This is a genomic window from Pauljensenia sp. UMB6358, from assembly GCF_030216865.1.
GTDB lineage: Bacteria > Actinomycetota > Actinomycetes > Actinomycetales > Actinomycetaceae > Pauljensenia > Pauljensenia turicensis_A.
Window position 1 is genome coordinate 1 of sequence record NZ_JASOMS010000016.1, and the last position, 8,127, is coordinate 8,127.

The 8,127-nt window shown below is 50.5% G+C and carries 5 protein-coding genes and 2 pseudogenes; 4 read left to right on the top strand and 3 right to left on the bottom strand.

What is annotated here, in order from left to right:
• Positions 1 to 77: 77 nt before the first annotated feature.
• Positions 78 to 716, top strand: a pseudogene (locus QP381_RS08330) (IS3 family transposase); the annotation flags it as partial.
• A gap of 324 nt (positions 717 to 1,040) precedes the next feature.
• Positions 1,041 to 3,878 carry an AAA family ATPase gene (locus tag QP381_RS08335; RefSeq protein WP_006680324.1) on the top strand — a complete coding sequence of 946 codons (2,838 nt, stop codon included), beginning with the start codon at positions 1,041 to 1,043 and terminating at the stop codon, positions 3,876 to 3,878.
• A 101-nt stretch (positions 3,879 to 3,979) separates the two neighbouring features.
• Here QP381_RS08335 and QP381_RS08340 read toward each other — a convergent pair whose 3' ends face one another.
• The 3 genes from QP381_RS08340 to QP381_RS08350 all read right to left on the bottom strand — a co-directional run bounded on the left by QP381_RS08340 (position 3,980) and on the right by QP381_RS08350 (position 6,588).
• Positions 3,980 to 4,606 (bottom strand): hypothetical protein, encoded by a 627-nt coding sequence (locus tag QP381_RS08340; RefSeq protein ID WP_179369985.1) that lies wholly within the window; start codon positions 4,604 to 4,606, stop codon positions 3,980 to 3,982.
• Positions 4,599 to 5,774 carry a helix-turn-helix transcriptional regulator gene (locus QP381_RS08345; RefSeq protein ID WP_006680322.1) on the bottom strand — a complete coding sequence of 392 codons (1,176 nt, stop codon included), beginning with the start codon at positions 5,772 to 5,774 and terminating at the stop codon, positions 4,599 to 4,601. Before QP381_RS08345 ends, QP381_RS08340 begins: the two co-directional genes overlap by 8 nt.
• Positions 5,775 to 5,991: 217 nt before the next feature.
• A complete protein-coding gene (locus QP381_RS08350; protein WP_006680321.1) occupies positions 5,992 to 6,588 on the bottom strand; it encodes a hypothetical protein in 597 nt (198 codons plus the stop codon).
• A gap of 211 nt (positions 6,589 to 6,799) precedes the next feature.
• On the opposite strand from QP381_RS08350, the gene QP381_RS08355 reads away from it, so the two are divergent.
• Positions 6,800 to 7,546: a metallophosphoesterase family protein gene (locus QP381_RS08355; RefSeq protein WP_006680320.1), complete on the top strand. Its 747-nt coding sequence runs from the start codon at positions 6,800 to 6,802 to the stop codon at positions 7,544 to 7,546.
• Positions 7,547 to 7,695: 149 nt separating this feature from the next.
• Positions 7,696 to 8,127 (top strand): annotated as a pseudogene (locus QP381_RS08360) (DDE-type integrase/transposase/recombinase); the annotation flags it as partial.

Genomic DNA, 8,127 nt, shown 5'->3' on the forward strand with positions numbered 1-8,127 from the left:
TTCAAGCCGTTGTCGCTGCTTGTCGGTGAGTCGTTCCTGCGCATCACCCCACACCCACGCTCAAGTACGAAGAGCCGGTTAACCACAAGCTCGTCTACAAACTCATGGACCAGATGGGCTTGAAATCCAAGGTCAGGTCACGTAAGAAGTACAACTCCTACCAAGGCCAGACTAGCCACATTGCCGAGAACCTCCTGAACCGCAACTTCACGCCAGAACAACCCAACACAGTGTGGGTGAGTGATGTCACCGAGTTTCGGGTGGCTGGCACGAAGGTCTATCTCTGACCGATCATGGATCTGAGCGACCGGAGCATTCTGGCACACGAGTTGTCGACATCCCCGTCAACAAAGTTCACCTCTACCTCGTTAAAGAATGCGATCACGTGGCATGAACCTGGTGAAGGGTTGATGGTACACACTGACCAAGGGATCCAATACCAGCACTCCAGTTGGCGCCAGTTCATTGAGTCCGTTGGTGGCCTCCAGTCGATGTCGCGAAAGGGCAACTGCTACGACAACGCGGTGATGGAGAACTTCTTCGGTCACCTGAAGACCGAAATGTACTACGGCGAGCACTGCGCCAGTGTTGATGAACTGTACCGGGCCGTAGATGATTACATCTTCTGGTACAACAACACCCGGCTTCAAAAACGTTTCAAGGGCCTGACCCCGATGCAATATCGGAATCAAACCCTTGAAACCCTAACCACCTAGAATTAAACCAGTCCAACTTTCGGGGGCTAGTTCACTTGGTGCCGAGGACTCCTTTCATGGAGGTTTTGTAAAAGCCCTGGGTAGGCAAAAGCTTTCTGTTGATACTTTTGTAAGCGCGCTTTCCAAAGTTGCCAGGCTTGCAGCTTTATCGATTCAATCCTTCGGCACTCGTTATTGGCTAGCAGAAAACTAGATTCTACAGCGCCAGGCAGTTAGATAACGGAAGCTATCTTCCGCTTACAAATTGGATGAATTAATAATATGTACAACACGCTACAACTATTTTTTGTTTAACCTGCCAGCTTATTTCCAAGAAAGGACGCGATGAGATTTTTTGAGATCACCTGTTCGGGCTGCAACCACATTGACTATCAGAAAATGTGCGAGGGTCTGGTGGTGGAGTACGTCTACATCGATTACGTCTCCGAAGATTTTAGGAGCGGCACAACTTTAGGGGCAGTGACGAAAAATAATTCTCTGGAAATCAGCGCCCTTAAGTTTTTGCTGAATAACCAATTTCTTGCAGAAACCCACAAATATCAACCAGACGCAGAATTTGAAATATTCGATTGTAATCTCGAAATCAAGATTGAGGAAGTCACCTATCAACGGCTAGCTACCATTTACTACCGAGGCACTGAAAGACTGCTCCGCAGGGCAAACTTACAGGAATTGTGGGAACTGCACTATCGAGGAAATTTTGTATCAAATCCTCTAACCAGCAGACTTATCTCCGCAGACACTGACTTAACCAGCCTGCAACACCAGGCGGTCACCAGCTCTTACGACCGTAGTCTCGGAGCTGAACTCGAAAGAATCAGGCAAGCACCACCAAATCAATCTGTGGTTGTAAATTACGTAATTGATGTCGCCCATGCCGCGGATGCTCACGAAGCTGGCGATATCTTACTCCAGGCACTCGCAAGCGCCGGGCGGACAGCCAGTCGCTATGTTTATAATTTTGATTTTTTTCAACTGGAGGTCGCGGACAGGACTGGCTCGCAAAAAGAATCGGTGAACGAAAACCTGGCTAACGCTTTTTGCGACTCCACGTTGGTTATCGATTATTCGCGCCTCAAATACGGTTCTCGGCAAGAGAGCCGCGCTTATGAAGTACTGGCTCAATTACTGAATCATATTGCGGTGCATGCTCGAGAAATACAGATCGTGTTCTTAGTATCCAAGCCCAGTGCCAATCTGATTGAGAACTTTAGCAAGCACACTCCGCTTCCGGTGGTTCTACTAGAACCGGATCCCACCCCGAAAGCATCCCAGTTGACCGTAAAAGAGGCTCGTCGCTTGCTGGTTCAAAGGCTACATGTCGCCGGATACTCTCCCGAAGGGGATCTGTTCGAGCACTTGTTGGAAACGACATTTTCTGATGCTTCTTTTAACGGCACCATTGAAGATCTGGCAAACCAGTGGATAAACGACTACAGCCTAGCCACCAACTACAGTTGTTACGCTGATGCTGTTGTGCTGCCCAAAGACCCTTTCAAGCGTGAACCTGCAGGCTTGGAGCGCCTCCACGAACTCATCGGGCTCGAGGAAGTAAAGAAAGAAATTATGCGCATTGTGCGCAGTTACCGCGGTGAAGTCCGCGCGCGCCGCCTGGGTATGGCTCCCGCAGATACCTCGTTGCACTGTGTCTTCCAAGGTCCTCCCGGAACTGGTAAGACCGAAGTTGCCCGGGTCTACGGCGAAATTCTACGTGACTTAGGAGTACTGTCTGAGGGCAGGATGCTGGAGGTTTCGGGACCTCGCCTTGGAGAGGTCAGATTTGACGTGACCGACATCTTCCGGAGGGCGAAGGGATCAGTTATTTTCATCGACGAAGCCTACGCGATATCACCGGTCTTTATTCCTGAGTTGATTGCTTGCATGGAAAATAACCGCTCCGACACGGTTGTCATTCTGGCCGGTTACCGGGGTGCGATGGAGAAACTCTTGTCTCAGAACGAGGGATTCCGCTCGAGAATCGGTTCCATAATCGATTTTCCCAATTACACCACTGACGAGCTCCTGGAAATTTTTGATCTTATGGCTGCTCAGCAAAGCTTGAAGCTGACCGAGGAAGCTCGCCACCTGGTACATAATCGGCTTGCGGGTGCCGGAAGGCGGATTGATCAGGGCAATGCTAGGTTCGCACGAAATTTGTTAGCCGATATTCGCAAGCGCCAGCAAGAGCGACTGGACTTATGGGTAACCACCAACACTTCCGATGACTCTGGCGAAGGGGCTGCAAAAGAACCTGAGCTAACCCTGGAACAGGTGCAAACCATTGCAGCGGAAGATGTACCCATGCCCGATAAAGAGCTGATTCCTGCCACCGAGCAATTAGATAGACTCATAGGTCTACAAAACGTAAAAACTGAGATTAAACGCCAACTCGACTTCGTTGAGATTCAAAAACTTCGACGCAAAGTTAAGCTTTCTACTCGCTTCAATCCCATGCACATGGTATTCACCGGGAACCCCGGAACTGGGAAAACCGAAGTTGCGCGGTTAGTCGGAAAAATAGCCCACGAACGTGGCATTTTATCCGTGGGTGATTTTTTTGAGGTTTCGAAGGCACAGCTGATATCCCCGATACCGGGAACCGCGGCCCAACTCGTCAGCCAGGTTTTTGAACAAGCTCGCGGGTCAGTGCTCTTTATCGACGAAGCCTATTCCCTGGGGGATGGGGCAGCAGGCAAAGACGCAGTGGACGCGATGGTGAAGCTGATGGAGGATATGCGCGAGGAAATCATCGTGATTATGGCGGGATACACGGATGAAATGCGGGAATTCCTAGCTGCTAATACCGGATTCCGCTCGCGGGTGCGCACCACGATCAAGTTTCCTGATTATTCGCCTGAGGAGCTCACCAGCATCTTCACCTTCCTCACTGAAGAGGATGGATATACCCTTGATCCTGCAACGCCGGCTAAAGCCGCCAAGATTTTCCGCGCCATGGGATCACGCATAAGCAGCGGTAATGGGCGCTTCGCACGCCAGTTATTGGAAGAAGCGAAGCTCTATCAGGCAGAGCGGCTAAAGAAAATTAGCGACAAGGGACAGTCCCTGAACACGGGTGAGCTTGAGATGCTCCTGCCAGAAGATCTAGTTATGAAGACGGATCAGCTAGCTGCCAAGCAGAGAATAGGATTCACTGGCAAGTAGATTCACCCGAGCTGAGATCTTTAAAGCATTTAAATAACTGCTCAGTTTTAGAAGAATTTATAATCTCTTCTGCTCGAGCTTTCCACAATTCCTTTACCCGCTCAACGCATTTGTAGGGATTTGTTATAGTCGGGCTTGGCTATTACCCGCTCACCGCATTTCTGGAGATTGGAATCGTCATCCTCTATCTTTGTATAGCAACGAACGCAGTGTCTATCAAGGAATCCCGGATCATCCGGATTATTCAGGTTCTCTTCTATATAGGAGAAAGCAAAATCATAGCGGTCACCCTTCTGGGACTGACGACCAATTTCTTCGGGGATAGCCCAAAAATTTGCCAGGCAGTGGTAGCCATCAAAGTATTCTTGAAGCCAGGTAGGAAGTTCCCCGTTTTCTTCAACTTTTTTCCGCTTCGCACAACGCTTAGTACTTCCGTCAAAGAACTGATTGGCCACCGAATTGAAGGAGTTCATAGTATCGCCAGCGAACTCATGACAACGAAAGTCCCCATCACTTTTAAGCATTTCCTTGCCATAAAGAATTTTATAAAAGACAATCGCGAGGTCGCTCATATCCGGATCCCCATTCTGATAACAATAACGTGTATCGCTAGTCAAGATGACGTTATGTTTATCGTCAATTTCTAAGACTTTACTTCCCTCACACTTAATGGGGGTGAGTAGTATTTTTCGCAACCAGTTGCGGTCAGATTCGTCAAGATTACTCATTTTTCTCCCGGTATTTCCGTAAGGTTTCTTCCAATGTTTTAGTGATTTCTTCCCGCAGCTCCGGCGGGGAAAGCACCTCTACAGAACCGGCATACTGCAATGCCCACCACACCATGGCATTTGGTTGGGCTCTCACATGTACTCGGTAGCAGTCACTGCCACCATCGGGCACAACCTGTGCATCTGGGAACCAAGAAAAAGTGCCGTCAAGCCCGCCGGTTACCCTATATATGACGTCAACCGCCTGCCCGCTAAAAAAGTAGGGTCGCTCGTTTACGTACCTAACGAAATCAAAAGCTGAGCTATCGACACTGTCCGCAGCGCCCTCTAAAATCTTGATGTCGCTGATCCTATCGATTACGAAATGAAATATCCGGGTATTTTCGTTCGGGTGCGGATCTTTGCCCGCAAGCAGGTAGTAGTCCCCTCTTTTAAAAACCGTGGTGTAGGGATAGAACTCGTACTTTTTCCCGGATTCTTTCAAAACAGCCTGGTCTCTGAGCCTGCTAGATTCTGATCGCTGTGTTTTTCCCCGTCGAGATCGCTGATTCGGAGAGCAGTATTTCCCTGGAGCCTGGCGCCCCTTTGCCTCTGACCGCAACGCCACGTGGCTATAGGAGAAGCGAATTTTGTGCCCCCCACTTATAGCGCTATCAAGCTCAAGCAGAGTAGCTGGCACCCCTTTGAACATGGGGCGATCTGGGAAAAGTATTTGCCCGCTTTCGAGGTGTTCTGGTTTTACACTCGCCAGAGATGCCAGAAGGCTGCGCAAGTCGGAGACGTCATCCGGGTAAAATCGTGACATCTGCAGCGCATCGGCAAGCACTCGCATTTGGGCAGGGCTAATAATGGCGGTGGCAAACCAGTTGGTGCGTCTTTCCTCTGGGGGCACAGGGCTTTCGCCCTCTATATCAGCGAACTGTTGAACCCGAATTCCGAACGGCAACCGGTTCCCTAAAGATTTGAGGTAATGCAGATATTCGCGCGCGGTTCTCTCCGAGATTTCAGGAGGGTTCCATTCCAGATTCCCGCTGGCGAAGTCTTGGGTCAGGCGGAGCGCCGTCGCTCCCTGATTAGGACTGGTGTTTTCCAGCAAATACTTTAAAATAGCGAGCGCATAACCGCGTTGCGTATGTGCCTGAGACTTTTCCGATTTGCTGTTACCCATAACCCAAGGCTAATTCATTCGCGATAAAACCGGAAGAGTTTTTCCGTATTAGTTGCAAGAATTCCGCGGTCTCCGGCAGCCGATTCCGGGAGCCAATAGAAAAATTAGTTGCTTGGCAGACAGGCGCCTAGGATTGGCGAAGACCTCCTAGCGTCGCTAGATACGACCATAGGCGCACCAACTAACGGCAGTAGCTAGGAAGAAATTTTAAGCAGGACTAAGCTTCCTCGATCAGTTCGGCCGCCTTGGCGGCGAGCTCTGCATCAAATTTCCCGTAAGCCTGATCTAAGGAAGCACCCAAATCTGCCTTATCCAGCAGCTCTGCGCCAGATACGGTCACTACTTGATCCGCAAATTTTGAAAGTTCTGCGTGTGCCGCTACCGCTTTTTGGGCACGTTTTTCCCCTTCGAAAGGAATAGGCATGGTCACCACGGCAGAAACCTGAGCCCCTAGTTCTTTGCCGATTTTGGCTACAAAAGGTGCCGCGCTAGAGCCGGTAAAGCCCCCCAATCCTGCGAGCACTACGACTGCGCTGGCACCGTCAAGTGCTTTGCGAATCTCACCCGCATGCAAGTTGAGGACTTCTTGCCACTTCTCGTCGTCGACCTCGGAGACTCCCTCGATGTCGGGGCTGGCTAACGCAATCTTTTCTTGAGCCTGCGCCTGATCTAAACTGTCTTGCGGCCGATTCACGACAATGGTTTGCACGGAGGTTCCCGTTGCTGCGACTTCCTTCGCAAACTTCTGAGTGAAAACCTCAAGAACCGTGGTGCCCATTCCCCCGGCACCAACAACTGCGGTTACCTTGCCCATGACTCCTCCAAAAAGCTAGCTGCAAATGATGTTTCCTTAGCTTACAAGCTACGGAAATAATACGGCAGATTACTTCCGTTTTACTGTTTCTCACTTACCATTAAGTATTATCCAGTTTCTACCTGCCTTATAGCAGGAAATCTATTATCCCTCACCGTGAAAACCGCGAGCAGCATTAGTTTCCCAGTAAAATACCACCAAGGAGAAAACCATGTTTTACGCGATGAGTGACATACATGGGCACTTGGATGCTTTGGAAGACGCGCTGAAACGTATTCCCGATTTGGAGGCAACCTTAACTGGTGACCCAGAGACAAACAGGCTGATTTTTCTTGGTGATTATGTTGATCAAGGATCCCACAGCCGCGAAGTATTGCAGCGCATTTTCGACCTGCAAACTACCTACCCCGACAATGTGGTGGTCATCAAAGGGAATCATGACGAATGGTTTATCGAGTTCCTGACTACCCGTGACCTCCTGGCGACAACCACCTATATCCCCGAAACCCTACTGAGCTTTTTGGACGGGGCAGACCGCGAAGCGGTAAAAACCGAACTCTCGTCCAGGGATCCCGAGACAGCCCTACAGGTGATCCGCGACCAGATTCACGCCGATTATGCTCAGCTGGTGCGCTGGCTAAAAAACTTGCCGACTTACTGGAAAACCCCAACCCAGGTGTTTGTTCACGCCGGCATTGATGAGGACGCGCAGGAATACTGGGAGCAAGGAACCTCTGAAGACATCATGCTAAACAAATTCCCCGCCACTACCGGCCCGTTCCTGATAGATATTATTGCCGGTCACATCGGTACCTACGCTTTAGCTGGTGACCAAAATTTCCATGACATCTACTTTGACGGTTCCTCGCATTACTTTATCGACGGCACCGTCGAAGTATCCGGTCGCATCCCGGTTCTAACCTATGACCCCACTACCGGCCGCTATGGATCGATCTAGCAGACCCCAAACAGCTCTAATCTAATGTCATCGCATTCGGTGACATTATGAAGCGTCCTGGGTTTTGTTCCTCGGTTTTTCGAGGAGGATTGGGTTATGGCCCAACGTTATTTGCAAGAGTTCAAAGCTTGAGCAGTGTGCCTTGTTAAGGAGCGGTTAAAACAGGACCCGGCATTGTCCATGAGGGTGTCAGTGGTGTGCGCCGGGGCCGGTCCCCGATCGCCACCAGGCCCTCGCCGGCTCCGGACTCGCGCCCGGACCTGGTCCAGCGCAACTTCCGTGCCGATGGCTCGAACCGGCTCTGGGTTGCTGATATTACCTATGTCCGTACCCGTACCGGGTTCGTTTACACGGCGTTTGTCACCGACGTGTTCTCCCGGATGATTGTGGGCTGGTCGACCCGCTCAACCATGCGAACCGAGGCATTGCTATTGGAAGCCTCTTGATCAGGCGATTAGCCAGGCCAAGGGAAACCTTGCCTCCTCTGGTTCACCACAGTGATCGTGGCTCTCAGTACGTCTCCAGCGCTTATGGAAGTTTGCTTGCCGAGCATAGTATCGCCTCGTCCACTGGAACAGTTG

What these genes read in the sequence shown, in the direction of transcription:
- QP381_RS08335 (WP_006680324.1), top strand. Translation starts at nt 1,041, where the DNA reads ATGAGATTTTTTGAGATCACCTGTTCGGGCTGCAACCACATTGACTAT.
- QP381_RS08340 (WP_179369985.1), bottom strand. Translation starts at nt 4,606, where the DNA reads ATGAGTAATCTTGACGAATCTGACCGCAACTGGTTGCGAAAAATACTA.
- QP381_RS08345 (WP_006680322.1), bottom strand. Translation starts at nt 5,774, where the DNA reads ATGGGTAACAGCAAATCGGAAAAGTCTCAGGCACATACGCAACGCGGT.
- QP381_RS08350 (WP_006680321.1), bottom strand. Translation starts at nt 6,588, where the DNA reads ATGGGCAAGGTAACCGCAGTTGTTGGTGCCGGGGGAATGGGCACCACG.
- QP381_RS08355 (WP_006680320.1), top strand. Translation starts at nt 6,800, where the DNA reads ATGTTTTACGCGATGAGTGACATACATGGGCACTTGGATGCTTTGGAA.